We start from the raw sequence: 26093 nt of genomic DNA, 5'->3' as shown, positions 1-26093 counted from the left end.
CCCGGACTGGTCGGCACGACCGCTCCCCGCACCAGGCTGTGGGCAGTCGTTCCGCGGGGCGGAACGGGTGGGAACAGCCGGGCCCGTGGGCGGTGACGAGGCGTCGGCCCCCGCCGAAGCGCTGCCGCCAGGCTCCCCTTCTCGCCGGGTCACGCGTCCTCGCCCTCCCCCTCGCGCATCGGCACCCGTACGCCCCGCTCGTCGGCGACGGACTCCGCGATGTCGTAGCCGGCGTCGACGTGCCGGATCACGCCCATCCCGGGGTCGTTGGTCAGCACTCGGCGGATCTTCTCCCCGGCCAGCTTCGTGCCGTCGGCGACGGTCACCTGACCTGCGTGGATGGACCGGCCCATGCCGACGCCGCCGCCGTGGTGCAAGGACACCCAGGAGGCGCCCGAGGCCACGTTCACCATGGCGTTCAGCAGTGGCCAGTCAGCGATCGCGTCGGAGCCGTCGAGCATGGCCTCGGTCTCGCGGTAGGGGGAGGCGACCGAGCCGCAGTCGAGGTGGTCGCGGCCGATGGCCAGCGGCGCGGCCAGCTCGCCGGAGGCCACCATGTCGTTGAACCGCTCACCGGCCCGGTCCCGCTCGCCGTAGCCGAGCCAGCAGATCCGTGCCGGGAGGCCCTGGAAGTGGACGCGCTCACCGGCCATCTTGATCCAGCGGTGGAGGGAGGCGTTGTGCGTCGACTCGGCCTCGGGGAAGAGGTCGAGGATCGCCTTGTCGGTCTTGGCGATGTCGGCGAGGTCGCCGGAGAGGGCCGCCCACCGGAAGGGGCCCTTGCCCTCGCAGAACAGCGGCCGGATGTAGGCGGGGACGAAACCGGGGAAGGCGAACGCCCGGTCATATCCGGCGAGTCGGGCCTCGCCACGGATGGAGTTGCCGTAGTCGAACACCTCCGCTCCGGCATCCTGGAAGCCGACCATGGCCTCGACGTGCCGGGCCATGGACTCGCGGGCGCGTGTGGTGAAGCCGGCCGGGTCCTTCACCGCGTACGACGCCATGTCGTCGAAGTCGACGCCCACAGGCAGATACGCCAGCGGGTCATGGGCCGAGGTCTGGTCGGTGACGATGTCGATGGGGGCGCCCATCGCGAGGAGCTGGGGGACGAGTTCGGCGGCGTTGCCGAGGACGCCGATGGAGAGCGGGCGGCGGGCGTCACGGGCCTCCACCGCCAGCTGGAGGGCGTGGTCGAGGGAGTCGGCCTGCACGTCGAGGTAGCGGTGCTCGATGCGGCGTTCGATGGCGCGGGGGTCGCAGTCGACGCAGATCGCGACGCCGTCGTTCATGGTGACGGCGAGGGGCTGGGCGCCGCCCATGCCGCCGAGGCCGGCGGTGAGGGTGATGGTCCCGGCGAGGGTGCCGTCGAACTTCTTGGCGGCGACGGCGGCGAAGGTCTCGTAGGTGCCCTGGAGGATGCCCTGGGTGCCGATGTAGATCCAGGAGCCGGCGGTCATCTGGCCGTACATGGTGAGGCCGAGCTGTTCCAGGCGGCGGAACTCCTCCCAGTTGGCCCAGTCGCCGACGAGGTTGGAGTTGGCGATGAGGACGCGCGGGGCCCACTCGTGGGTCTGCATGACGCCGACGGGTCGGCCGGACTGGACGAGCATGGTCTCGTCCTGCTTGAGGGTCCTGAGGGTGCGGACCATGGCGTCGAAGGAGCGCCAGTCGCGGGCGGCCTTGCCCGTGCCGCCGTAGACGACGAGCTTGTCGGGGTGCTCGGCGACCTCGGGGTCGAGGTTGTTCTGGAGCATGCGCAGAGCCGCTTCCTGCTGCCAGCCCAGGGTGCTGAGTTCCGTACCGCGCGGCGCTCGAACGGGGCGGGGTCCTGACACGTCTGCCTCCTCGCTATACAGCAACTATTCACATCCTTACTTGATGAATAGAGCTAGTCAATACGGCCGTACGGACAGCGGCGGCACGCCGCGGGTGTTTGGCTGGACACAGTGACCGCATGGGTGCGGACATCGACGGGAACAACGGGGGAAGAGATGGGAGACGTGACGAACGGGACTGGTGCGCAGGAGGCGGCGGAGGGCCGCGCCCACCCGCGGGACGAGGGGGACGGCGAGCGCACGCTGCGGCTGTTCGACACGGACGGCGAGCGGGCGGCCCGGCGGGACGAGGCCGTGCGGGCGGCGGTGGAGCAGGGGCTGCTCGGCCCCGGCACGCCGGTGGTCGGGCTGCTCGACGTCACCGGAATCCGGGCCTCCGCGGGGGCGCTGCGAAGGGCGTTCGACGCGGTGACGGCACCCGGTACGCCCGTGCTGCACGCCTTCGCGGTGAAGGCGACACCGCTGGTACCCGTGTTGCGGCTGCTCCGCGAGGCGGGTATCGGTGCGGAGGTGGCGAGCGCCGGTGAGCTGGCCCTGGCGCGGGCGGCCGGTGTGTCGCCCGGCCGGACCGTGCTGGACTCCCCCGCCAAGACCCAGGCCGAGCTGCGGGAGGCGCTGGCGCTGGGCATCGCGGTGAACGCGGACAATCCGCAGGAGCTGGACCGCATCGACGCGCTCGTCCGGTCGGCCACCACTCGCTCGCCGATCGGCATCCGGGTGAACGCGCAGGTCGGCGGCGGTTCGATCGGCGCGCTGTCCACGGCGACTGCCACCTCGAAGTTCGGCGTGGCGCTGCGGGACGAGGGTGCGCGGGAGTGGGTCGTACGGGCGTATCTGGACCGGCCCTGGCTGAGCCGGCTGCACGCGCACAGCGGCTCGCAGGGGATGCCGCTGTCGCTGATGACACGGGGGATCACCGAGACGTACGAGCTGGCGGAGGAGATCAACCGGCGGATCGGGCGGCAGCAGATCGACACGATCGACATCGGCGGCGGGCTGCCGGTGAACTTCGCGTCGGACGCGGCGACACCGACCTACGAGCAGTACGCACGGCTGCTGGCGGAGGCGGTGCCGGGGCTGTTCGACGGGCGGTACGGGCTGGTCACCGAGTTCGGCAGGTCGCTGCTCGCGAAGCACGGGACGGTCGTTGCGCGGGTGGAGTACACCAAGAGCGCGGGCGGGCGGGCCATCGCGGTCACCCATGCCGGGGTGCAGGTGGCGACCCGGACGGTGTACGCGCCGGGGGCGTGGCCGTTGCGGATCGCGGGGTACGACGGGAAGGGCCGGGTGAAGGAGGGGCCGGCGGTGGTGCAGGACGTGGCCGGGCCCGCGTGCTTCGCGGGTGACCTGCTGGCGGAGGGACGTTCGCTGCCGGGGTTCGAGCCGGGGGATTACGCGGCCGCGCTGGACACCGGCGCGTACTACTTCGCGCACCACTACGCGTACAACTCTCTGCCCCGTCCCGCGATCTACGGGTACGCGCCCGGGGAGGGCGAGATGCGGTTCGCGGTGGTGCGCAGGGCGCAGACCGTGGAGGAGATCGTGGCGGAGGCGGGGGGAGGAGAGCGGTCGGGGCTGCTGGGCCTTTGACGGCCGCCTCACGGCCGGACGGGCACCGCGGCGGTGTGGCCGCTGCGGATTCGTCCGCCTCACGGCCGGACGGGCACCGCGGCGGTGTGGCCGCTGCGGATTCGTCCGCCTCACGGCCGGACGGGCACCGCGGCGGTGTGGCGGCTGCGGATTCGTCCGCCTCACGGCCGGACGGGCACTGCGGTGTGGCGGCTGCGGGTTTGTCTGGCTGATCGCGCAGTCCCCCACGCCCCTGGCGGAGCCCGGGGCGCCCGGAAGGTCTACCCGCTGCGCCTGATGCGCCCCTCAAGCCCCCCAGAATGATGGACTCCCGGCGCCCGGTCCGCGTCCGGTATGGCGGGGCGGCCGCATATGCCCACCTCAGCGCGCAGTCGCGCCCACTCGGCCACAACAGCGGTGGAAAACAGGCAAGTTGACCCACCTTAGTCACCTGTCCGCATGTTCCGCTGGAAAATGCCAGATCCCTCACCCCTCGCGCACACGTTGCGTAGCGTCTGCGTCACTCAGCCGAACCGCAGGCAGGAGGGGGAGCCACGGTGCCCGGAATCGACGAGTGTCTGGTGGAAGCCATGAGGCTGCCCGGTGCCCTGGGCGCCGCGGTGGTCGACTGGACCAGCGGGCTGGCACTGGGCACGGTCGGGGAGGCGCCCGGCGGTGACCACGAGACGACCGCGGCGGAGGCGGCGGAACTGGCGCGGCTGGCGGCGGAGCACCGGGCCTTCGCACCGGAGGAGGGTTCGGACTGGTCGGGGGCGGATCTTCCCGTCGAGGACCTGATCGTCAGCAACCGGGACACGTACCACGTGCTGCGGTTCGTGCGGACGACCTTCGACAGCAGTGTGTTCCTGCATCTGTGGCTGGCCCGTACGGACGGCAACCTGGCGCTGGCCCGGATCCGGCTCGGCGAGATGGCGGGACGGCTGGTGCTGGCATGAGCGTGATCACCACACCGGCACCCCCGCTGCCCGTACGCGGCGAGCACGCACGGCACGCCGTCGCACCCCTGCTGAACCGGCTCGCCGCCGAGCGGGCCACCGGCGTGCTACTGCGCGAGACGGGTTCGCTGTACCTGTCCGAGGGTGAGGTCGTACACGCCGAGAGCCCCCGGTCCCCGGGTCTCGACGTGTTGCTCACCACCGGGGGCATCCTGGACCGTGACGGCTGGCGGGAGGCGGTCGACACGGCCGGGGCCGGGCTGCGGGTCGGGCGGTTCCTCGTGGACAGCGGCCGGGTCGCCCGGGGCGCGCTGGAGCTGTGCCACACGGGGGCGCTCTTCGACGCGGCGTACTTCGTCCTCGGCCCGAGCAGGGCGCCGGCCAGTTTCCGGCACGGGGCCGTGCACTGGCTGGGACCGATCCGCCCGGTGCCGGTGGCCACCGTGGAACGGGAGGCGCTGCGCCGCCGGGCCCTGCTCCACCGCATCTGGCCCGACCCGACGACGGACGACGCCCCGCTGATCAGAGCGGCCGACCTCGACGTCCCCCCGGTCCCGGCCCGCCAGGGAGCCGTGCTCGGCCAGGTCGACGGCTTCCGCACGGCCGCCGAGATCTCCCTCGTCCTGGGCCGCCCCACGTTCCACACCCTGGTCGACGTCCGCCGACTCGCGGCGGCGGGCCTCATATCCACCAACGGCTTCGACCCCACCCGCACCCCCTACGTGGCTGGCAACACCAGCGCGAGCGGCACCACCAGTACAGACGGCCGCACCGGCACGGACGGCACCACCCACGCGGACGGCACCACCCGCACCGACGGCAGCGCAAGCACCGAAACGGTTGCCGTCGGCGGCACCGCGGGAACGCCCGGCGCTCCCGGCCTCGCCCCCTCGGGGGGCGCTCCCCACCTCGCCCCCTCGCGGGGCGCGGCCCATGTGACGGTCGGCGTCGGGACACCGGTTCCCGTCGGGGAGTCGCCGCTGACCGTCGACGACCCCGACATCGCCCTACTGCAGAGGCTCAGGGATGCGCTGGCGGCCCTTTGAGCGGCAGCGGGAGCGCCCCGCCGAGAGGAGACTGATCATGGCCGCGGAGGCCGAAGTCCTCGACGAACTGCACCGGTTGAGGGCACGCGTACCCCAGTTGACCGGCTCGCTGGCGGCCAGTGTGGACGGGCTGGTCCTGGCCCACGACACCCCCGGCGTGGAACCGGAGGGCCTCGCGGCGCTCACGGCCGCCGCGCTCGGCGTCGCCGTACGGATGACGGACGCCGCCGGCCGGGGCGAGCTCCGCGAACTGCTGCTTCGCGGCGACAACGGCTATGTGGCGACCTACGCCGCAGGCTCGTCCGCCGTACTGACGCTGCTGGCCCCGGACCGGGTCAACGTGGGCCGGCTGCACCTGGAGGGCCGCCGCGCCGGCAGCCGTATCGGAAAGCTGATGGACGCCCAGCCCCGGCCGGACGACCCGGCCACCGCCCGGGCGGTCACCAGGAACCCGGCGCGGTCGGTGGCGCAGAGCGCGAGCCCGGCAACCACCCCGTCCCCGACGCCGGCCAAGGCCACGGTCAGGTCGACCATGCCCCGCCGGACTCCCCGTACCACCACCCCACGCACCACCCCCCGAACCACTTCCCACGCACCTACCACCACTGAGAACTGAGAGGACACCACACACCATGGCCAACACCGAGACCGCGTTGAAAGATGCCCTCGCGTCCATCGAGGGCGCGACCGGCGCCGCCCTGGTCGACTACACCAGCGGCATGGCACTGGGCACGATCGGCGGCAGCAAGAGCTTCGACCTCACCGTCGCCGCCGCCGGCAACACCGATGTCGTACGCGCCAAGCTCCGCACCATGGAGCACCTCGGCCTCAAGGGCGAGATCGAGGACATCCTGATCACCCTCTCCGACGCGTACCACCTGATCCGTCTGCTCACGGGTCGCGGCGGCAACGGCCTCTTCCTCTACCTGGTGCTCGACGCCAAGCGGGCCAACCTGGCCATGGCCAGGCACCAGTTGAAGAAGATCGAGGGGGAGTTGGAGGTCTAGGAGACCGAGCACCCGGCGGCCCAAAGCCCGGAGGTCCACCATCCCGACACCACGCTTCGGCGGCGCGCCCCCACCGGGGAGCGCCGCCCAGCACGTTCCTGGGAGGAAGAACCGGGACCGCACACCCGTGCGAACATCGGCGCCACCCCTCCGCTACCGTGTCCGCCCTGAACCGAGAGAAGAGGGTGACTGTGGGAAGAGCGGTACGGGGGACGGTACTGGCCCAGATGGCACTGCTGGCAGGGGTGATGACGGGGTGCTCGGAGTCGGCGGCGGGCGGCGACGCGAAGCCGTCGGCGAGCGCCACCGAGTCGGCGAAGGCCCGGGCCACGGGGGACGCGGAGGGCTCGGAGGCCGCCGTGTCCACCGTCGAGAGGGGTGGCAGCGTAGGCGCGGCCGGTTCCGCCTGCGAACTGCCGGTCACCTTCGACACCGCCGAGAAGTGGCGGCCGGAGGCAGTCGAGACCCAGGCGCCCGGCGGCGGAAGCGGTTCCGAGGAGGACGAGCTCGCCGCCGAGCTGGCGGAGGGGCTGCTCCATCAGGGCCCGTTCACCGCCGCGTGCGAGATCGACGCCAAGCCGGCCGGGAACATCGGCTTCATCCGCGTGTGGACCGGCGAGGCGGGCGCGACGGAGGGCGACGCGAAAGCGCTGCTCAAGAAGTTCGTGGCGGCCGAGGGCGGCACCAGCGAGGCCGAGTACAGCGGGTTCTCCTCGGACTCCGGTGTCTCCGGGACCGAGGTCGAGTACCTCTACACCAGCGAGGCCCTGAACGAGACCAAGAAGGAGCGGGCCTTCGTCGCGGTCACCCCGGGCGGCCCCGTCGTCGTTCACCTCGGCGGCCTCGACAGTCAGGAACATGAGCGGATGCTCCCGGCGTACGAACTCGCCAAGCGGACCCTGCGCACCACCTGAGACCGGACCCCGCGCACCACGAGAGGCCGTACCCCGCGCGTCGCTCGAGCCCCCTGCGCCCCATTCGCACCCCTTCACCACACCATTCACGCCATTCACGCCATTCACACCCAGTGAGCCCTGCCGTGCTGCGAACCGCTGGTGAAGCTCTGAGAATCGGTGGGGAGCGCATCCATGGCGTACGACCGGGCAGGACTTCCCCGGACGGATCACCGACCGGGGAGGTTCTCGTGTCCACCGCAAGCCCCGCCGGAGCGCCGGCGCCCGCCGAGGAGACCGGCCTCAAGCGGGTGCTCGGCCCCAGACTGCTGATCCTCTTCGTGATCGGCGACATCCTCGGGACCGGTATCTACGCGACCACGGGCGCGGTCGCCGGGAAGGTCGGCGGAGCCCTCTGGCTGCCCTTCGCCATCGGTTTCGTCGTGGCGATCCTGACGGCGGCCTCGTACGTCGAACTCGTCGGCAAGTACCCGAAGGCGGCTGGGGCGGCCCTCTACACGCAGAAGGCCTTCAAGCTGCCCTTCCTCACCTTCATCGTCGCGTTCATGGTGATGTGCTCGGGTCTGTCGTCCGCGAGCGCCGCCGCGCGCGCCTTCAGCGGCGACTACCTGGACGAGCTGACGAACGGTGTCCTGCCCCCCACCCTCGTCGCCATCACGTTCATCGTGCTCCTGGCCGCGCTGAACCTGCGGGGCGTCTCCGAGTCGGTGAAGACGAACGTGGTCCTGACCCTGGTCGAGCTGACCGGTCTGCTGATCATCCTCACGATCGGCGCGTGGGCGGTCCTGTCGGGTGACGGGGAACCCTCGCGCCTGACCGAGTTCGAGGCGAGCGGTACGGGATACGCCCTGCTCACCAGTGTGCTCGGCGCCACGGCCCTCGGCTTCTTCGCCTTCGTGGGCTTCGAGGACTCGGTGAACATGGCGGAGGAGACGAAGAACCCGACCAGGACCTTCCCCCGAGCGATCTTCATCGGCGTCGCGGTGACGGGCACGATCTACGTCCTGGTCGCCCTGGTCTCGTCCCTCCTCGTCGACGCCGACACCCTGGCGGGTTCCAGCGGGCCCCTGCTCGAAGTCGTGAAGGCCGGCGGGGTCGACTTCCCGCACAAGCTGTTCGCCCTGATCGCCCTCTTCGCGGTCACCAACTCCGCCCTGATCAACATCATGATGGCCTCCCGCCTCTGCTACGGCATGGCCAACGAGCGCATCCTCCCGCGCGGCATGGCCCGTGTTCTGCCCCGCCGCCGCACCCCGGTCGTGGGCATCGTCTTCGTCACCCTCCTCGCCATCGGCCTCGTCTCCACCGGCGAGATCGAGGGCCTCGGCGACACCACCGCCTTCCTCCTCCTCTGTGTGTTCGCCGTCGTCAACATCGCGGTCCTCGTCCTGCGGCGCGACCGGGTCGAGCACGCGCACTTCCGCACGCCGACGGCGCTGCCGGTCCTCGGCGCCGTCACCGCTCTCGTCCTCGCCAGCCCCCTGGCCGACCGCCCCGTCGACGTCTACATCCGCGCCGGGATCCTGCTGGCCATCGGCATCGCCCTCTGGGCCGTGAACAAACTGGTCCTGCGCGCACGCGGCGAGTCCTGACGCCGAATCGAGGGACTTCAGGGGCGGGGCGGCGCTCCGGAAACCTGGTCCGGCGGTGCGCCGAGCACCGTCCGGCAGTCGTGCCACGCCGCCTCGCTGAGCAGTGGCCGGAATCCGGTGAACAGTTCGAGGAGCCCTGGGCCCCACTTCTCACGGAAGTCGGGGTCCTCGCGGGCGAGGTCCAGTTCGTTGGCGGCGGACAACTCGGCGAAGTCCCGGCGCAGCTGTGGAGCCGGCGTGTGCGTACGGCCGGTGAACCGGTCGTGGAAGGGGGCGTCGGCCCGTGTCAGAACCGGATGGGTGGCTCGTCGGTCGCACGAGCCGTAGAGGTACACGAGCGCTTCGGCCTCGGCACCGATGACCGCCGCCAGGTCGGCACGGCGGTCCGGCGGCAGCAGCGCGGTGGGAAACCCGTCGGTGCCGTAGAACGCGTGGCACAGGCCCGCGAGCCGGAGGGCCGGGCGGGCTCGCCAGAGGCCGAGCCGGGCGTGTACGCGCTGGAGATGGGCGAGGAGAGTGCCGCCGGGGTGAGCGAGGTCGGCGGCACCGAACCGGCGCAGGAGCGTGACGGCCCGGTCGGCCGCGGCGGTGGAGGTGGGCACGGGCCTTACCCTTCGGTGGATGGGCGGATGGGCGGATGGGCGGATCGGCGGGCCGACGTCTGCGACGAGCGGTCGGCACCCTACGATCCCGAGCCGACGGCTCCGGGTCAATCCAGGGAATTCCTCTCCAACACCCAAGCCCCGGCTTGGAGTTCGCCTTTGGCTGCCTCGAGACGAGCGTCACCCGCCCCGGCAGCCGGACGTCTCAGCGGCGGCTTCCTCCCACCCCCGCGTCCCCCGCGCCCACTCCGGTGATCCGGTACCCGGCGACCCGCTTGCCGGTCGGGCGGCCTCCCCGCGCGGAGAGCCAGTCGACGCGGACCCAGAAGAGCTGCCCCGTGGCCAGTTCGCGGCGGCCGAGCCAGGCCGCCTTGAGGCGGAGCCCGGTGCCGAGGCCGGCGAGGAGCATGCCGCCCGCGGCCGGCAGCGCGAAGGAGGAGCCCAGGGCGGCGACGAAGCCGAGGAGCAGCCACCAGCGGTGGCCACGACGCCAGTTGCGCAGGGTCACGGCCCGGTCCTGGAGCACATCGTGCTTGCCGGCCCGCGCGGCTCCACGCGCCGCCGCGAGATACCGGCCCCGCCGAGTCGTCAGCACCACGCCGGCGGCGACGATGAACAGCACGGCCCCGGCCAGCACCCCGATCCGCCGCCCGGTCATCCCCGACGGCACCACGCCGATGCCCGCCGCGACCACTCCGAGCCACCACGACGGCGCCGCCCCGGCCCGCACCACGACGGCCACCCGAGCCAGCCCCTGTCCTCCGCGTGTCACGCTCCCCGCCTCCCGTCATCGAAGGTCGTACGACAAGACGCCGGGCACGGTAACCAGCGAACGTGAGACGCACCTGAGAAACCGGGAAACCGCCGCCGACCTGGAAGCTTTTGGCCCGGAAGCCCTCGAGAGGCCCGGGGAAGCCCCGGGGAAGCCCCCGGGAGGCCCGGAAGGACCGCGACCGCCTGCCGCCGCCGGCCGCCGCCCGCGACCGCCCGCGACCCGCGACCGCCCGCGACCCGCGACCGCCCGCGACGGCCCCCGACGGCCCGACCGGGCGGGCTAATCCACGAACAACCCTCTGGTCGCCGCCTTCGCGTCGAACTCCTCCAGGCGGGCCTGGGCCTCCGGCAGACCGTCGCACATGGCCTCCAGGAGCACCCGGCCCAGCAGCATCGGGGCACAGGCCGTGTCGAAGGCGAGCCCGGTGCCGACGGCGGCGGGCAGCAGCAGATCGGAGGCCTTGGCGACCGGCGCGAAGGCGGAGTCGGCGACCGTGACGACGAAGAGCCCCGCCTCCTTGGCGTACGCCAAGGTCTCCACGACCTCGCGCGGATGCCGGGGCAGCGCGAAGCAGAGCAGCGCGGTCGCGCCCGCCCGGACCGCCGCATCGATCCGGTCGTGGAGCATGCTGCCGCCCTCGTGCAGCAGCCGTACGTCGGGGTGGACCTTCGCGGCGAAGTACGCGAAGCCGTACGCCTGGGAGGCCGCCGCCCGCAGTCCGAGCACCGGCAGCGGCCGGGATCCGGCCAGCAGCCGCCCGGCGCGTTCGACCGGGGCGGGGTCGGCGAGCACCTCGGCCAGGTGCCGCAGGTTGTCGATCTCTGCCTCGACGGCCTGCTGGTACTCGTTGTAGGCGGTGGTGTCCGCGACCGGCTCGGCGGGCGCGACGTCCCGCAGATGCCGGCGCAGCGCCGGATAGCCGTCGAAGCCCAGTGCCACGGCGAAGCGGGTCACGGAGGGCTGGCTGACTCCGGCCAGCTCCGCCAGCTCCACGCTCGACAGGAACGGCACGTCTGCCGCCCGCCGCACCATGCTGTGCGCGATGCGCCGCTGGGTCGGCGTCAGCCGGTGTCCCTCGAAGAGCGCCTGCAGCCGCGCGGCGGGACCGTCCGTCACACCCGTGCCCTTGTCCGCGCTCATGACGCGCTCCCCCTTCGCGGGTCGTCCTGGACGTCCGTCCAGATCTCGGTGAACCGATCGAGCAGTGCGGCCGCCGCACGCACGTCCGCCGTGAGCGGCCGGTCGGCCGGGTCCGCGTCGAGCACAGCCTCCGCCGGCTCCAGCACCCGCCCGACCGGCGGCTCCGGATCCGGCCGCGACTCGTGTCGGCGCAACGCCCGTACGGCACCGACGAGTTCACGGGCGACGACGAGCCGGTACGCGCCGCGCGCCCGCGACGTCCGCTGTGCGGCGAGCGGGGCGGAGGCCGCCTGTTCCTCGGCGCCCCGGGAGACTACAGCGTGGCCGAGCGACGCGGGCGCGGAGAAGGCCCGCAGGTCACCGAGGGCGGCCCCGGCGGCGCACTCCGGGGCAGTGGCCCCGGTGGGCACGTCCTCGGTGCGGTTGGCGCCGACGCCCGTGGAACGGCCGTGCACACGGCCGGTCGCCGCCATCCGCCGTGCGGCGTCCCGGGACTCCTCGACTCGCCGCACCGCCCCGCCGCCGGGCACGGGCCGCGCGAGCCCGTCGGCGAGCCGTACGGCATCGGCGGCCCTCCGCGCGTCCCCGTCGAGGACGACGGGCTCGACCGGAACGGCCACCGCCGCGGCGGAGACGGAGGCCTCCGCTCCCCTGATCCGAGACGGCATCACCCGCGGCCTCCTCACCCTCGGACGGACGCTCCATATTCAGACACCGAGAACTCTGCATGAGGTTATACAGACCAGGCAAGGGAATCCGGGGGCTGTCCCCAGTGCCGACCAGCCCCCGACTCCCTACCGTGAACGGCATGACCGGTATGGATGCCCATGACGCACGGCTCGGCGACACCGAGCTCAAGAAGGAACTCGCCGCCACCCTCCACGCCCGCAGAGAGCTGGGTGAGGACTACGAGTCCGCGCTCGTGGAGTCGTTCCTGGAGAAGGTCGACCAGCGCATCGACGGCGCCGTCGACCGCCGGGTCCGGCGCCAGGTCGCCGAGCAGCAGATGGTGGTGGCCCGTGGCAGCCGCACCCCCGGATCCACCGACACCTGGGGCGAACGCTACGGCTTCGGGGTCGTCTCCCTGGTCGCCGCGATCCCCCTCTCCGGCATCGGCGGCGGTGTGGCCGATCTGCGCGGCCTCTTCGTCACCTGGGCGGGGATCGTGGGTGTGAACGTGGCGTGGGCTCTGCGCGATTCACCGGTGCTGTACCGCCGCCGGGAGAAGCGGCGGGACTCGGAGTAGGAGGAGTAGGCCCGGTCCGAGGCACGGGGGAGTTGTGCGCGGGGACCGCCGCACCCCCGTGTGACGGGGGGCGGGACGACGGCGGTCCCCGCGAGGGACGCGGGCCGGGTCAGGACCGGGCTTGCGCGTCCGTGGCGTCCATGGAGGTCCGGGAGCCGCTCCGGAGGCCCTTGACGCCGTTCGGTCGCCGGCCCGGGCGGGGAGCCGCTCCCGCCCTGCCGACATCCCCCAATGTGCCGGACCCGTGTTAAGCGGGTGCTGCGCGGACGTGACGCGCTCGTACCACTTCTGCGAAGTCACACCCTCGACGCGAGCAAATCATCGCCGTGAAGCACTACTTGCGTTGTTCTCTACTGCTTCGCCTCGCCCTTGGCGAGGAACGCGAGCAGGTCCTGCCGGCTGACGACACCCGTCGGCTTGCCCTCGACGAGCACGATCGCCGCGTCCGCCGAACCGAGCACGGACATCAGGTCGCCGACCGGCTCACCGGAACCGACCTGCGGCAGCGGCGCCGACATGTGCTTCTCCAGCGGGTCGTCGAGCGAGGCGCGCTGGGTGAACAGGGCGTCCAGCAGCTCGCGCTCCACGACGGACCCGACCACCTCGGCGGCCATGACGTCCGGGTGTCCGGCGCCCGGCTTCACGATCGGCATCTGCGAGACGCCGTACTCCCGCAGCACCTCGATCGCCTGCCCGACCGTCTCGTCCGGGTGCATGTGGACGAGGGAGGGGATGGCGCCGTGCACCTTGTCGTTCAGGACGTCGCCGACCCGCGCGCTCGGCCCCTCGTCCTCCAGGAAGCCGTAGTCGGCCATCCACTCGTCGTTGAAGATCTTGCTGAGGTAGCCGCGTCCGCTGTCGGGCAGCAGGACGACGACCACGTCGTCCGGGCCGAGCCGCTCGGCGACCGTCAGCGCGGCGACGACGGCCATACCGCAGGAGCCGCCCACCAGCAGGCCCTCCTCCTTGGCCAGCCGGCGGGTCATCTGGAAGGAGTCCTTGTCGGACACGGCGACGATCTCGTCGGCGACGGTCCGGTCGTACGCGGTCGGCCAGAAGTCCTCGCCGACGCCCTCGACGAGGTAGGGCCGCCCCGAACCGCCGGAGTACACGGAGCCCTCGGGGTCGGCGCCGATGACCTGGACGCGACCGTCACTGGCGTCCTTCAGGTACCGGCCGGTGCCGGAGATGGTGCCGCCGGTCCCCACACCCGCCACGAAGTGCGTGATCCGCCCCTCCGTCTGCTCCCACAGCTCAGGGCCGGTCGAGTGGTAGTGGGAGAGCGGGTTGTTGGGGTTGGAGTACTGGTCGGGCTTCCAGGCACCGGGCGTCTCGCGCACCAGCCGGTCGGACACGTTGTAGTACGAGTCGGGGTGCTCGGGAGCGACCGCCGTGGGGCATACGACGACCTCGGCGCCGTAGGCCCGCAGCACGTTGATCTTGTCGGTGCTCACCTTGTCGGGGCACACGAAGATGCACTTGTACCCCTTCTGCTGGGCGACGATGGCGAGCCCCACGCCCGTGTTTCCGCTGGTGGGCTCGACGATCGTGCCGCCTGGCTTCAGCTCCCCGCTCTGTTCGGCCGCCTCGATCATGCGCAGCGCGATGCGGTCCTTGACCGAGCCGCCGGGGTTGAAGTACTCGACCTTGGCCAGGACGGTCGCCTGGATGCCCTCGGTCACGCTGTTGAGCCTCAGCAGCGGGGTGTTGCCGACGAGGCTGATCATCGAGTCGTGGAATTGCACCGTTGTCTCCGGAGCTGCAAAAAGGGATGGCCGTGATGTTCCGCCAGCCTAAGCCCCACTCTCCGTGTTCTGGCCCCTCTTCACCATCCACAGGGATTGGCCGAGGGCCGGTACGGGGCAAGGAGTGGTTGTACCGGTACGAGGAGGTGGCGGCGACGCATGTCGAGTATGTCTAGGGCGAGGGTGGCCCGGCGCATCGCGGCGGGCGCGGCGTACGGCGGCGGTGGCATCGGGCTGGTCGGTGCGGCTGCCGTCGGTGTGCTGCTGGCCGAGGTGCGGATGGCCAAGCGTGTCGTGGGCAACGGGCACAGCCCGCATCCACCGAGCGCGGAGGGCCTCTACGGCCACGGGTACTACGACCGGTACGGCCGCACATACGGCCCGTACAGCAGTTCGCACGACCGATTGCACGACGCTCACGACGACCCCCCGATCCGCCTCGTCATGCTCGGCGACTCCACGGCCGCCGGTCAGGGCGTGCGCCGGGCCCGGCAGACCCCGGGCGCCCTCATCGCCTCGGGGCTCGCGGCGGTGGCGGAGCGCCCGGTGCGGCTGCGGAACGTGGCACTGCCCGGCGCCCAGTCCGACGACCTGGACCGGCAGGTGGCGCTGGTCCTGGAGGACCCGGCCCAGGTCCCCGACATCTGCGTCATCATGATCGGCGCGAACGACGTCACCCACCGGATGCCCCCGACCCGCTCGGTCCGCCACCTGTCGGCGGCCGTGCGGCGCCTGCGGACCGCCGGGGCGGAGGTGGTGGTCGGCACCTGCCCCGACCTCGGCACGCTCGAACCCGTGCAGCAGCCGCTGCGCTGGCTCGCACGCCGGGCCTCGCGGCAACTGGCGGCCGCGCAGACGATCGGCACGGTCGAACAGGGGGGCCGCACGGTGTCCCTGGGCGACCTTCTCGGGCCCGAGTTCGCCCAGAACCCCCGGGAGCTGTTCGGCCCGGACAACTACCACCCCTCCGCCGAGGGGTACGCGACGGCGGCGATGGCCGTCCTGCCGACCGTGTGCGCGGCGCTGGGGCTCTGGCCGGCGGAGGAGGAGCGGCCGGACGTCAGCCGCCGCGAGGGGTTCCTGCCGGTGGCCCGCGCGGCCGCCGAGGCCGCGTCCGAGGCCGGCACCGAGGTGACGGCCGCGATGCCCACGGGGCCGCGTGGGCCTTGGGCTCTGCTGAAGCGGCGGCGCCGGCGGAGGGTGCCGGTGTCGGACCCCGAGCCGAGCGCTGCCGCGGAGGCGCAACCGGGCGCCTAGGGGGTGCCTGTGATCGGGCGGCCGCGGGTGCGTGGGGGCTGGTCGCGCGGTTCCCCGCGCCCCTGGCAGGGGCGCGGGGAACCGCGCGAGCAACCACGGACCACCCGCGGCCGCCCGATCCCACGCGCCCCGAGCCACCAGGCGCTCCGGCTCAAAAAGCAAGCGCTTAGAAAAGTGCGGTCGGCGTCACACCCGGGTACCCGTGACCCCGGCCATACGGCCGGGTAACTTCCCCCAGAGCCCTGCTTTCCGACCGCATGCCAATGGAGCCGTGATGCCCGAAGCCGTGATCGTCTCAGCCGCCCGCTCCCCCATCGGCCGCGCGGGCAAGGGCTCGCTCAAGGACCTGCGCCCCGACGACCTCACCGCCACGATCATCGAGGCCGCCCTCGCGAAGGTCCCCGAGCTGGACCCGAAGGACATCGACGACCTGATGCTCGGCTGTGGCCTGCCCGGCGGTGAGTCGGGCCACAACCTGGGCCGGATCGTCGCCGTGCAGATGGGCATGGACCATCTGCCGGGCTGCACGATCACCCGTTACTGTTCCTCCTCGCTCCAGACCTCCCGGATGGCGCTGCACGCCATCAAGGCCGGCGAGGGCGACGTCTTCATCTCGGCCGGTGTCGAGACGGTGTCCCGGATGGCCTTCGGCTCCTCCGACGGCATGCCCGGCACCCACAACCCCCTCTTCGCCGAGGCCGAGGCCCGTACGGAGTCCGTCGCCAAGTCGGTGGGCGCCTCCTGGCACGACCCGCGCGAGGACGGCGTGCTCCCCGACCCGTACATCGCGATGGGGCAGACCGCCGAGAATCTGGCCCGCCAGTGGGGTGTGACCCGGCAGGAGATGGACGAGTTCGGCGTCCGCTCGCAGAACCTCGCCGAGGAAGCCATCGAGAAGGGCTTCTGGGAGCGTGAGATCACCCCCGTGACGCTGCCCGACGGCACGGTCGTCAGCAAGGACGACGGACCGCGCGCGGGCGTCACCCTGGAGGCCGTGCAGGGCCTTAAGCCGGTCTTCCGCGAGGACGGCCTCGTCACCGCCGGCAACTGCTGCCCGCTGAACGACGGCGCCGCCGCCCTCGTGATCATGTCGGACACCAAGGCCCGCGAGCTGGGCCTGACCCCGCTCGCACGGATCGTCTCCACGGGCGTCTCCGGCCTCTCCCCCGAGATCATGGGCTACGGCCCGGTGGAGGCGTCGAAGCAGGCTCTGTCGCGTGCGGGCCTCACCGTCGACGACGTCGACCTGTTCGAGATCAACGAGGCCTTCGCCGCCCAGGTGATCCCCTCCTACCGCGACCTGGGCATCCCGCTGGACAAGCTGAACGTCAACGGCGGCGCCATCGCCGTCGGCCACCCCTTCGGCATGACCGGCGCCCGCATCACGGCCACCCTGATCAACTCGCTCCAGTTCCACGACAAGCAGTTCGGCCTGGAGACGATGTGCGTCGGCGGCGGCCAGGGCATGGCGATGGTCATCGAGCGCCTGAGCTGACCGACCGACGAGCCCGCGTGGACCCCTGACCGCACGGGTCCACGCGGGTGCGCACCCACGTGTCCACGCCGGTGCGCACCGTGAAGCTGTGGCCCGGAGTCCCGGAATGCACGGGGCTCCGGGCCGTTTTGTGATCCAATCTCCCCCAGGATGTGACCTATCTCCCGCCGGAGAGCGATTTACGCAGGTCAGAGCCATTACGCCACCAAACAGGGATCAGAAGTCCTGTCCGTTTCGTGACATTACGCACTGACAGCTGGTTAGTCCGCCCTTCAAGCTGATGTAGGAAGTCGGGGGTCGACTTTGAACCGGGAGTACGTCAGTGAGCGCCATGCCGATCGCCTTGCTGCTCACCACGGCCGCCACCGCCGCCGTGGGCGTCGCCGTCCTGCGCACCCTCAGGGAGCTGCGCCGACAGGTCGCCGCCTTGCGCACCGAACTCGCCGAGAGCAGGGCCTCCGGTGGGCGCGCCCTGGTGCCGGCCGCCCGTCCGGCCGCCGACACGGAGGAGATACGCGCGGCCGTCGCCGAGGCGCTGGCCGAGGAGCGGGAGCGTGAGCTGGCCGAGGCGCGGGCGTTCTGGGCCGCCCAGGAGGCCCGTGACGTCACCGACACGCCCTCCCTGCTGGGTCTGCCCGACAGCGAGCTGTTCCTGCCCCGGCAGTCCGATTTCGAAGGTCTGGAGCACCTTGAGCCGGTGACCGAGCCGAGCCTGGAGGGCGACGAGTTCGCCGGCGAGTCCGCGGAGCTGGCGGCGGCCCGCCGACGTCACCCCTCGCACCCCGATTTCGTACCGGTGCAGTCACCTGTCAGCAACGACCACGAGCGCACGGTCGCCGCTCTGGAAGACCTCGCCGCATCCCGCACCGAGCTGGCGGACGTCCGCCCCGGCCCCCTGGGCACCCTCGACGTCTATGTCTTCGCCGACGGCACCACCCTCTGCATGACCCCCGGCCACCGCGAGACCGCCGAACGCCTCGCCACGGCCCTGAGGACCGGCCGGACGCCCGTCCTCCTGGGTGGCTCCGGCATCTCGGGCGCGTACACCCTCACCTTCGAGTGCGGCGAGGAGACGGTCTACATCCTGGCGGACCGCGTCATCGCGTCGCTTTAGGGCCGTTTCTCCACTGCCGGTCGAGGGCGCCCGCCTCCGGCGCGGCGAGAGGGAAGCTCACAGGCGCCCGGAGTCACACACCGGCCCGCCGCTGAGCCTCCTCCACCAGCGCCACCGCCTCCGCCAGCTCATTCTCGTCGGCCAGCACCAGCGCGAGATCATTGCCGGCGACGGTCACCTGATCCGCCGCCGCGAACATCCCCACGTCGGGCATCTCCTGCGGCGGCCCCTGGGGCGCCTCAAGCCGCTGGGCACGCAGTGCCAACTCCCTGGCCAGCCCCAGTGCCTCCGCTGCGGCCCCCCGCTGCAGCCGGCTCTGCGGAGCGGCCCGCAACCGGTCGGCGAAGTGGTCCACGGCACGGGTCAACGGCGTCGTATCAAGCACGCCGCGAGAGTACGCGCCCGCACGCGACTGTTGCCAACACGCCGCCACTCAGGCAACGTGACCTGAAGGACCGGCTTACATTCCCTTTCGTCCGGAGGCGCCGATGTCCCAAGTCTTCTCCGAGGAGACCCATCGCAATCTGCTCGCCCGCATCCCCCATTGCACCGGTCGTGAAGTCTCCGACTGGCTCCGCAAAGTCGACGAAGGCCCCGCTCTCTTCAATTTCGAGGAGAAGGTCAGCTGGCTCCGGCACGAGTACGACCTCGCGTACGGCCACGCCAAGGCGATCATCCATGAGTACGACCTGAGGAGGGCCGCGCGAAAACTGCTCTGACGCGGACGTCGGGGCAGCCGAGAACCGCGAAGGGCCCGCGAACCGGATGGTTCGCGGGCCCTTCGACCGTTGTCACGTTCCACTGCGCTGCGGCCCCTGTCGGAGGCTGGTCGCGCGGTTCACCGCGCCCCTGCAGGGGGCTCTAGTCGTCGCCGCTGAAGATGGCGACCAGACGGAGCATCTCGACGTAGATCCACACCAGGGTCATGGTCAGGCCGAACGCGGCCAGCCAGGCCTCGTCGCGCGGGGCGCCGTAGGCGATGCCGTCCTCGATCTGCTTGAAGTCGAGGGTCAGGAAGAACGCGCCGAGCAGGATCGCGAGGATGCCGACGATCGCGCCGAGCGGGCCCATGCTGCGCAGTCCGCCGTCCGGGGCGACCCCGAACACGACCAGCAGCAGGTTGACCGCCATGACGAGGATGAAGGCGATCGCGATGGTCATGCCGATGCGGGCGTATCGCGCCGTGACCCGGATCCAGCCCGCCTTGTAGACCAGGAGGGTGGCGCCGGAGACGGCCATCGTACCGAGCACGGCCTGGAAGGGTGCGCCGGACCACCGCGAGTTGAACATCTCGCTGAGCACGCCCAGGAAGACACCCTCGAAGGCGGCGTACGTCAGGATCAGCGCGGGTGAGGCCTTGCGCTTGAAGGACTGCACCATCGCCAGGACGAAGGCGATGAGCGCGGCGCCGATGGCCAGGCCGAAGCTGGTGGGCGTCACCGGCAGGACGGCCCAGGCGAGGGCCGCGCCGACGACGACCGTGCCGAGCGTCATGGCCGAGCGCAGGACGACGTCGTCCATGGTCATGGCGCCCGTGCGGGCCGGGGCCTGCGGCGGGACGCCGTGCTGTACGTCCTGCTGGGCGTACGGGTTCGTCGCGTACGGGTTGCCGCCCTGCTGGGCGTAGGGGTTGCCCTGGGTGCCGACAGCTGCTCCCCCGGCCTGCGGCGCGGTGTTGAAGCCCGCGTAGCCGTTGTCGCGGCTGAACCCCCGTCGCGAGAAGACCGGGTTGCTGCTCCTCATTTCACTCCTCCATGGCCACCCTGCGTGGCCTTGGCTCAAGAGTAATAGGTAGGCAAAGGATTGCCTCTAGTGCCTGGGGAGGATCTTTCCCTCGCCCTGACATCGAACACGCTACGCGTTTCCCTGATTCCCCGTGCCACGCCCCCCTCAACCCATGACCAACCCGGTACACCCCCGCGACCGTCCAGAGATCAACCAGCTGTCCGGAGGTGTCGGGGTGCCGTCGGAAGAGGGCCGCCGAGCGGCGCGGAGGACGCGCGTCACTCCAAGGAATGAATGGTGCGGATCTGGGGTAAATGCTCGGGTTGGTCGGAAGTGCCCGGAACCGGACTTGAACCGGTACGCCCGCGAGGGGCAGCGAGGTTTAAGCTCGCCGTGTCTGCATTCCACCATCCGGGCAGGCCATCGGCTCCGCACTGAGGTTCCGAGCCTATCGGGGCGCCTCCCCCGAACAGTCGAAGAGCGGACCGATGTTGTCTTATTTTATTGACGTCTGAGGGTGCATCAGCCCACGGAACACGCCATCCGCACTTGCCAATAGCCTTTCGGACGGCACGGCCGCCTGCATGCGGAATGACGGAATTTCACCGCCCGAACGAGCGGTCCCACCCGCGACACGGGCGGTGACGCGGTGACTCGTGTCGGTCATGACCCCCACGGACCCCTCGGGACCCTCCGTCATCCCCAGGTATGACGCGACCGCCGCCCGTCCGTCGGAAGTCTGCCCCCGGAACCGGAACAGCGGCTGACTACACGACGCCCCCGCGTCGCGACGATGGAGTCACCGCACCAAACGAGTGGCCTCCGGCACGCCCGGCCGTCCCTCGATCACCCCAAACGCCGTCGCCCTGACAGGAGTTCGCCCCCGTGACCACCACTCCCCTCGCCGACCGGGCCACCGCCGTGGCCGCCCGCGCCACGGAACTGTCGAAGGTCTACGGACAGGGCGAGACCCGGGTGGTCGCCCTGGACCAGGTCACCGTCGACTTCCAACAGGCGCGGTTCACCGCGATCATGGGCCCCTCGGGGTCCGGCAAGTCCACGCTGATGCACTGTGTCGCCGGCCTGGACACCTTCTCGTCAGGCTCCGTCCGCATCGGCGAGACCGAACTGGGCGCGTTGAAGGACAAGCAGCTCACCAAGCTCCGCCGGGACAAGATCGGCTTCATCTTCCAGGCGTTCAACCTGCTGCCGACGCTGACGGCGCTGGAGAACATCACCCTCCCGATGGACATCGCGGGCCGCAAGCCGGACAAGCAGTGGCTGGACACCGTGATCGGGATGGTGGGCCTGGCCGACCGGCTGAGCCACCGCCCCGCCCAGCTCTCCGGCGGCCAGCAGCAGCGCGTCGCCGTGGCGCGGGCGCTCGCCTCACGGCCGGACATCATCTTCGGCGACGAGCCCACCGGAAACCTCGACTCCCGCTCGGGCGCCGAGGTGCTGGGCTTCCTGCGCAACTCCGTGCGGGAGTTGGGGCAGACCGTGGTGATGGTGACGCACGACCCGGTGGCGGCGGCCTACGCGGACCGGGTCGTCTTCCTCGCCGACGGACGCGTCGTCGACGAGATGCACGAGCCGACGGCGGACTCCGTCCTGGACCGCATGAAGAGGTTCGACAGCAAGGGCCGCACCAGCTAGCGGACTCCACCCCTCGGCCCCGCACACCGGCCGAGGCAGTCCTCCCCCGGCCCCGCACACCGGCCCAGGCAGTCCTCCCCCGGCCCCGCACAGCAACCGAGGGAGCCTCTTTGAGCCCGCACACCAGCCAGGCGACTTCTCGGCCGGCCGGGCCCTCACCACCACCGCTTCGCGGACACCCATCGCCTCCCGCCCCCGAAACAGGGACCCCTTTCATGTTCCGTACCGCCCTGCGCAACGTGCTCTCGCACAAGGCCAGGCTTCTCATGACCGTGCTCGCGGTGATGCTCGGCGTCGCCTTCGTGTCGGGCACGCTGGTCTTCACCAACACCATTTCGGACGCGCTCCAGAAGAGCTCGGCCACCGGTTTCGACCACGTCGACGTCGCGATCGAGACGGCGTGGCAGCCGGACGAGGGCGACACCGTCGCCGAGCAGCCGAAGCTGACGCCGGGGCTGCTGGCGAAGGTCGAGCGGGCGCCCGGTGCCGAGTCCGCGACCGGTGTGGTGAGCGGGTCCACCGCGCTCGCCGACAAGAACGGCAAGCTGATCGGCGACGGTTTCCAGTCGCAGGGCGGTAACTACTGGGGCACCGACGACCCCCGGTACCCGATCCGGGACGGCCGCGCGCCCAAGGGCGAGAACGAGGTCGCCATCGACTCGGCGACCGCGAAGCGCGCCGGGTACGAGGTGGGCGACACCATCCGGCTGTCCGTCGACGGCCCGGTCCTCACCCCCACCATCAGCGCGGTCTTCACTACGGACGACGGCAATGTCGCGGCCGGCGGCAGCCTCGCCCTGTTCGACACGGAGACCGCCCAGAAGCTCTTCCACAGTGAGGGCGAGTACGACTCGATCAACGTGACGGCGGCGGCCGGCACCAGCCAGGCCCAGCTGCAGCGGGCCGTCGAGAAGGTCCTTCCCGAGGACACCGCCTCCACGATCACCGGACAGGAACTCGCCGACCAGCAGGCCACGCAGATCGCCACGAGCATGAGCGGCATGAAGAACGCGCTGCTGGTCTTCGCGGGGATCGCGCTGTTCGTGGGCACGTTCATCATCGCCAACACCTTCACCATGCTGGTCGCCCAGCGCACCAAGGAGCTGGCGCTGCTGCGCGCGGTGGGCGCCTCCCGCCGCCAGGTGACCCGCTCGGTGCTGATCGAGGCGTTCATGGTGGGCGCGGTCGCCGCGGTCACCGGTCTCGCCGCCGGCATCGGTATCGGAGCGGCGATGCGGTCGCTGATGGGCACGCTCGGCGCGACCGTGCCCGACGGCCCGCTGGTGGTCTCCCCCGGCACGGTCGCCACCGCCCTGCTCGTCGGCGTGCTGATCACCATGCTGGCCGCCTGGCTCCCGGGCCGCCGCGCGGCGAAGATCCCCCCGGTCGCCGCGATGAGCAGCGTGCACGCACAGGCCACCACCAAGTCGCTCGTCGTACGGAACACGATCGGCGCACTGTTCGCCGGCGCGGGCATCGCCACCGTCCTGTTCGCCACCACCATGGACGGCTCGGACGGCCAGGCCCCGATGGGTGTCGGCGCCGTGCTCCTGATCATCGGCGTGTTCGTCCTGACGCCCCTGCTCTCCCGCCCTCTGATCGCGGCCGCCGCCCCGCTGATGCGTGTGTTCGGGGTCTCCGGCAAGCTCGCCCGGCAGAACTCCGTGCGCAACCCGCGCCGCACCGCCGCCACCGCCTCGGCACTGATGATCGGTCTGACACTGATCACCGGGATGACGGTGATGGCGGGCAGTCTGCAGAAGACCATCGACAAGATGGCCGCCGACGCGATCAAGGCGGACTACGTCGTGTCGATGACCACCAGCGCCTACCTCTCCCCCGACGTGGAGAAGAAGCTCGCCGCGACCGACGGCGTCACCGCGATCTCACCGCTGCGCAACGCCGAGTCCCGCATCGGGGGCGAGACCGAGTACCTCACCGGCGTCAACGGCTCGGCCATCGGCGAACTCACCGACTTCACCGTGGACGACGGGACGTTCAAGGTCGGCGGCGGGGACGTCGTCGTGGACGCGGACACCGCCGCGCGACGCGGCTGGAAGGCCGGCTCGACGGTCACCGCCGGCTTCGAGGGCGGCGAGAAGCAGAAGCTGACGATCGCCGGGGTCTACGAGAGCAACGAACTGATCCGGGGCATCCTCATGGACAACAGGACGCTCACCGAGCGTCTGCCCGATTCCGTCGACCCGGCCGACATGATGGTCATGGTCAAGACCTCGGCCGGTGCCTCCGACGCCTCCAAGGACCGCCTGGAGCGGGCCCTCGGCGACAACCCGGCGATCCAGGTGCAGGACCGCGAGGACCTCTCCGCCGAGGTGGCGCAGATGTTCACGCTGATGCTGAACATGCTGTACGGCCTGCTGGCCATGGCCGTGATCGTCGCCGTCCTCGGGGTCATCAACACCCTCGCCATGTCGGTCTTCGAGCGCTCGCAGGAGATCGGCATGCTCCGCGCGATCGGTCTGGACCGGCGGGGCATCAAGCGGATGGTCCGTCTGGAGTCCCTCGTCATCTCCCTCTTCGGCGGTCTCCTCGGCATCGGCCTCGGCGTCTTCTTCGGCTGGGCCGCCGGTGAGCTGCTCGCCGCCAAGATGGCGACGTACGAACTGGTCATACCCTGGGCCCGGATGTCCGTCTTCCTCCTCATGGCCGCCACCGTCGGCATCCTGGCCGCACTGTGGCCGGCCCGCCGCGCGGCGAAGCTGAACATGCTGTCGGCGATCAAGTCGGAGTAACCGCGAGGAGGGTGCGACAGCATGCGTGTGGGTCCCGTTCCGCCCAGGAACGGGACCCACACGCGTCCGCTCACGCCCGCGAACGCACGGTCAGGCGCCCCATGTCCTGGCCCTGAGCGGCAGCCCCGACGCACCCCCTCCCGGGGTCCTTACGGCCAGTACCTGGTTGACGCCGAGGTGGTTGCGTTCGAAGCCGACGGCGGAGGCGGCCATGTAGAGGCGCCAGACGCGGGCGCGGCCGGGCCCGACGAGGGCGACGGCCCGGTCCCACTGGGCTTCGAGGTTGGTGACCCAGGCGCGCAAGGTGAGGGCGTAGTGCTCGCGGAGGGACTCCACGTCACGGACCTCGAAGCCGGCGCGTTCGAGCTGGGTGACGGTGGTGCCGACGGGGGCGAGTTCGCCGTCCGGGAAGACGTACGCGTCGATGAAGCCGTTGATGGAGTACGTGCTCTCGTCGCGCTGGGGCCGCCGCGAGATCTGGTGGTTGAGCAGCCGGCCACCGGGGGCGAGGAGCCGGTACAGGTCCTCGGCGTACTTCAGGTACCGCTCCGCGCCGACGTGTTCGGCCATACCGACGGAGGAGATCGCGTCGTAGGGGCCGTCGCTGACGTCGCGGTAGTCCTGGACACGGATCTCGACACGGTCGGTCAGGCCCTCGTCGGCGACGCGCTTGCGGGCGTACACCGCCTGCTCACGGGAGAGGGTCACGCCGACGACCCGGGCGCCGTACTCACGGGCGGCGTGCACGGCCAGGGAGCCCCAGCCGCAGCCGACGTCGAGGAGCCGCGTGCCCGGGGTGAGGTCGAGTTTGCGGCAGATGAGGTCGAGCTTGTCGCGCTGGGCGGCTTCGAGGGTGGTGGTGCCGTCACCGGCCGCCCAGTAGGCGCAGGAGTACACCATCGAGGGTCCGAGGACGATCTCGTAGAAGTCGTTGCCCACGTCGTAGTGGTGGCTGACGGCCCGTCTGTCGGTGCGCCGGGTGTGCAGGTGGCGGGTGCGGACCTCCTCGCGGGGTGGTTCGGGCGGGACCAGGACGGCGGGACCGGCCAGCTTCAGCAGCCCCCTGACGGCCGCCCGCACCTCCGGATCGCGCAGGGCCTCGGACAGACTCCGGGCGTCCTCGTCCCGCTCCCACACATGGCCCGCGATCAGGTCCAGTACGGCGTACAGGTCGCCGTCGACTCCGAGGTCACCGGCGACCCACGCGCGGGCCAGGCCCACTTCGCCGGGCTTCCACAGCAGCCGGCGCAGGGCCCTGCGGTTGCGCACCACCAGCGCGGGGGCATCCGGCGGGCCGGCCGTCGATCCGTCCCACGCCCGAAGCCGGACCGGGAGCGGGGCTCCCAGCGCCTGCTCGAACAGGGCGCTCATCCGCGATGCGGCATCCTGCATGGCGTACACCTCCGTGACGAGAGATCCCGGAATGTCCAACGCCACGGTAATCACCGGCGAGGCGGTGTCTTATTCCCGCCGGACGGTGTGTTGTTCGGGTGCGGGTGCGTGGGGCTTCTCGCGCGGTTCCCCGCGCCCCTGAAAGACCAGGCCCCGCGCCTTTGAAAGACCAGGGCGCGGCCCGTGCTCCCGCGCCCACTGACCGAAGCGTCTCGGGAACGCCGAAGGACCCCCCGCACCACGGATGGCGGAAGGTCCTTCGGGTCGTTCAGCG

22 protein-coding genes, 1 tRNA gene and 1 pseudogene are annotated in these 26093 nt (G+C 71.4%); 14 read left to right on the top strand and 10 right to left on the bottom strand.

The features are described from left to right. Positions 1-149: 149 nt before the first annotated feature. On the bottom strand, positions 150-1835 hold the full coding sequence (hutU, locus tag ACFY9I_RS12325) for a urocanate hydratase (RefSeq protein WP_391000228.1): 1686 nt from the start codon (positions 1833-1835) through the stop codon (positions 150-152). A 156-nt stretch (positions 1836-1991) separates the two neighbouring features. On the opposite strand from hutU, the gene ACFY9I_RS12320 reads away from it, so the two are divergent. The 7 genes from ACFY9I_RS12320 to ACFY9I_RS12290 all read left to right on the top strand — a co-directional run bounded on the left by ACFY9I_RS12320 (position 1992) and on the right by ACFY9I_RS12290 (position 8919). After that, a complete protein-coding gene (locus ACFY9I_RS12320; RefSeq protein WP_391000227.1) occupies positions 1992-3425 on the top strand; it encodes a diaminopimelate decarboxylase in 1434 nt (477 codons plus the stop codon). 536 nt (positions 3426-3961) lie between these two features. Continuing rightward, positions 3962-4360, top strand: coding sequence for a hypothetical protein (locus ACFY9I_RS12315; RefSeq protein WP_009327980.1), 399 nt, complete (start codon positions 3962-3964; stop codon positions 4358-4360). Then, on the top strand, positions 4357-5406 hold the full coding sequence (locus ACFY9I_RS12310; protein WP_391000225.1) for a hypothetical protein: 1050 nt from the start codon (positions 4357-4359) through the stop codon (positions 5404-5406). Before ACFY9I_RS12315 ends, ACFY9I_RS12310 begins: the two co-directional genes overlap by 4 nt. Before the next feature lie 37 nt (positions 5407-5443). Continuing rightward, positions 5444-6022 (top strand): roadblock/LC7 domain-containing protein, encoded by a 579-nt coding sequence (locus ACFY9I_RS12305; RefSeq protein ID WP_391000223.1) that lies wholly within the window; start codon positions 5444-5446, stop codon positions 6020-6022. 16 nt (positions 6023-6038) lie between these two features. Beyond that, positions 6039-6413, top strand: coding sequence for a hypothetical protein (locus ACFY9I_RS12300; protein ID WP_391000220.1), 375 nt, complete (start codon positions 6039-6041; stop codon positions 6411-6413). 227 nt (positions 6414-6640) lie between these two features. After that, positions 6641-7327, top strand: coding sequence for a lipoprotein (locus tag ACFY9I_RS12295; protein WP_391000217.1), 687 nt, complete (start codon positions 6641-6643; stop codon positions 7325-7327). 230 nt (positions 7328-7557) lie between these two features. Beyond that, positions 7558-8919 carry an amino acid permease gene (locus tag ACFY9I_RS12290; protein WP_391000214.1) on the top strand — a complete coding sequence of 454 codons (1362 nt, stop codon included), beginning with the start codon at positions 7558-7560 and terminating at the stop codon, positions 8917-8919. A 17-nt stretch (positions 8920-8936) separates the two neighbouring features. Here ACFY9I_RS12290 and ACFY9I_RS12285 read toward each other — a convergent pair whose 3' ends face one another. The 4 genes and pseudogenes from ACFY9I_RS12285 to ACFY9I_RS12270 all read right to left on the bottom strand — a co-directional run. After that, on the bottom strand, positions 8937-9521 hold the full coding sequence (locus tag ACFY9I_RS12285; protein ID WP_391000211.1) for a DUF6817 domain-containing protein: 585 nt from the start codon (positions 9519-9521) through the stop codon (positions 8937-8939). Between the two features lie 205 nt (positions 9522-9726). Further along, complete coding sequence (locus tag ACFY9I_RS12280) at positions 9727-10293, bottom strand: hypothetical protein (RefSeq protein WP_391000209.1); 567 nt, start codon at positions 10291-10293, stop codon at positions 9727-9729. A 282-nt stretch (positions 10294-10575) separates the two neighbouring features. Further along, complete coding sequence (locus tag ACFY9I_RS12275) at positions 10576-11436, bottom strand: MurR/RpiR family transcriptional regulator (protein ID WP_391000207.1); 861 nt, start codon at positions 11434-11436, stop codon at positions 10576-10578. Next, positions 11433-11822 (bottom strand): annotated as a pseudogene (locus ACFY9I_RS12270) (histidine ammonia-lyase); the annotation flags it as partial. The gene ACFY9I_RS12275 and the pseudogene ACFY9I_RS12270, both read right to left, overlap by 4 nt. Before the next feature lie 431 nt (positions 11823-12253). Here ACFY9I_RS12270 and ACFY9I_RS12265 point away from each other — a divergent pair. After that, on the top strand, positions 12254-12682 hold the full coding sequence (locus ACFY9I_RS12265; RefSeq protein ID WP_391000400.1) for a hypothetical protein: 429 nt from the start codon (positions 12254-12256) through the stop codon (positions 12680-12682). A gap of 350 nt (positions 12683-13032) precedes the next feature. Here ACFY9I_RS12265 and ACFY9I_RS12260 read toward each other — a convergent pair whose 3' ends face one another. Further along, positions 13033-14427: a cystathionine beta-synthase gene (locus tag ACFY9I_RS12260; RefSeq protein WP_391000204.1), complete on the bottom strand. Its 1395-nt coding sequence runs from the start codon at positions 14425-14427 to the stop codon at positions 13033-13035. Positions 14428-14586: 159 nt separating this feature from the next. Between ACFY9I_RS12260 and ACFY9I_RS12255 the strand changes: the two genes are divergently transcribed. The 3 genes from ACFY9I_RS12255 (at position 14587) to ACFY9I_RS12245 (ending at position 18293) form a co-directional block, all read left to right on the top strand. After that, positions 14587-15684 (top strand): GDSL-type esterase/lipase family protein, encoded by a 1098-nt coding sequence (locus tag ACFY9I_RS12255; protein ID WP_391000201.1) that lies wholly within the window; start codon positions 14587-14589, stop codon positions 15682-15684. A 274-nt stretch (positions 15685-15958) separates the two neighbouring features. Then, a complete protein-coding gene (locus ACFY9I_RS12250) occupies positions 15959-17179 on the top strand; it encodes an acetyl-CoA C-acetyltransferase (RefSeq protein ID WP_391000199.1) in 1221 nt (406 codons plus the stop codon). 331 nt (positions 17180-17510) lie between these two features. Further along, complete coding sequence (locus ACFY9I_RS12245) at positions 17511-18293, top strand: hypothetical protein (RefSeq protein WP_391000398.1); 783 nt, start codon at positions 17511-17513, stop codon at positions 18291-18293. A 73-nt stretch (positions 18294-18366) separates the two neighbouring features. Here ACFY9I_RS12245 and ACFY9I_RS12240 read toward each other — a convergent pair whose 3' ends face one another. After that, complete coding sequence (locus ACFY9I_RS12240; protein WP_391000196.1) at positions 18367-18678, bottom strand: hypothetical protein; 312 nt, start codon at positions 18676-18678, stop codon at positions 18367-18369. Positions 18679-18781: 103 nt separating this feature from the next. Between ACFY9I_RS12240 and ACFY9I_RS12235 the strand changes: the two genes are divergently transcribed. After that, positions 18782-19012, top strand: a complete 231-nt coding sequence (locus ACFY9I_RS12235; protein WP_045556307.1) for a DUF4287 domain-containing protein — start codon at positions 18782-18784, stop codon at positions 19010-19012. A gap of 142 nt (positions 19013-19154) precedes the next feature. On the opposite strand, the gene ACFY9I_RS12230 is transcribed toward ACFY9I_RS12235, so the two are convergent. Together ACFY9I_RS12230 and ACFY9I_RS12225 are read right to left on the bottom strand one after the other, a co-directional pair. Continuing rightward, a complete protein-coding gene (locus ACFY9I_RS12230) occupies positions 19155-20036 on the bottom strand; it encodes a Bax inhibitor-1/YccA family protein (RefSeq protein WP_391000193.1) in 882 nt (293 codons plus the stop codon). A 316-nt stretch (positions 20037-20352) separates the two neighbouring features. Further along, positions 20353-20435 (bottom strand) — tRNA-Leu (locus tag ACFY9I_RS12225). 468 nt (positions 20436-20903) lie between these two features. On the opposite strand from ACFY9I_RS12225, the gene ACFY9I_RS12220 reads away from it, so the two are divergent. Together ACFY9I_RS12220 and ACFY9I_RS12215 are read left to right on the top strand one after the other, a co-directional pair. Beyond that, positions 20904-21674 carry an ATP-binding cassette domain-containing protein gene (locus ACFY9I_RS12220; RefSeq protein WP_391000190.1) on the top strand — a complete coding sequence of 257 codons (771 nt, stop codon included), beginning with the start codon at positions 20904-20906 and terminating at the stop codon, positions 21672-21674. 215 nt (positions 21675-21889) lie between these two features. Continuing rightward, entirely contained in the window at positions 21890-24427 is a 2538-nt protein-coding gene (locus ACFY9I_RS12215) for an FtsX-like permease family protein (RefSeq protein WP_391000187.1), read from the top strand. A 90-nt stretch (positions 24428-24517) separates the two neighbouring features. On the opposite strand, the gene ACFY9I_RS12210 is transcribed toward ACFY9I_RS12215, so the two are convergent. Beyond that, positions 24518-25819, bottom strand: coding sequence for a class I SAM-dependent methyltransferase (locus ACFY9I_RS12210; protein ID WP_391000184.1), 1302 nt, complete (start codon positions 25817-25819; stop codon positions 24518-24520). Between the last annotated feature and the right edge of the window lie 274 nt (positions 25820-26093).

Origin of the sequence: Streptomyces sp. NPDC012510, assembly GCF_042955065.1 — a bacterium.
In the GTDB taxonomy this organism is placed as follows: domain Bacteria; phylum Actinomycetota; class Actinomycetes; order Streptomycetales; family Streptomycetaceae; genus Streptomyces.
This window is presented reverse-complemented; position numbering and strand designations above follow the sequence as displayed.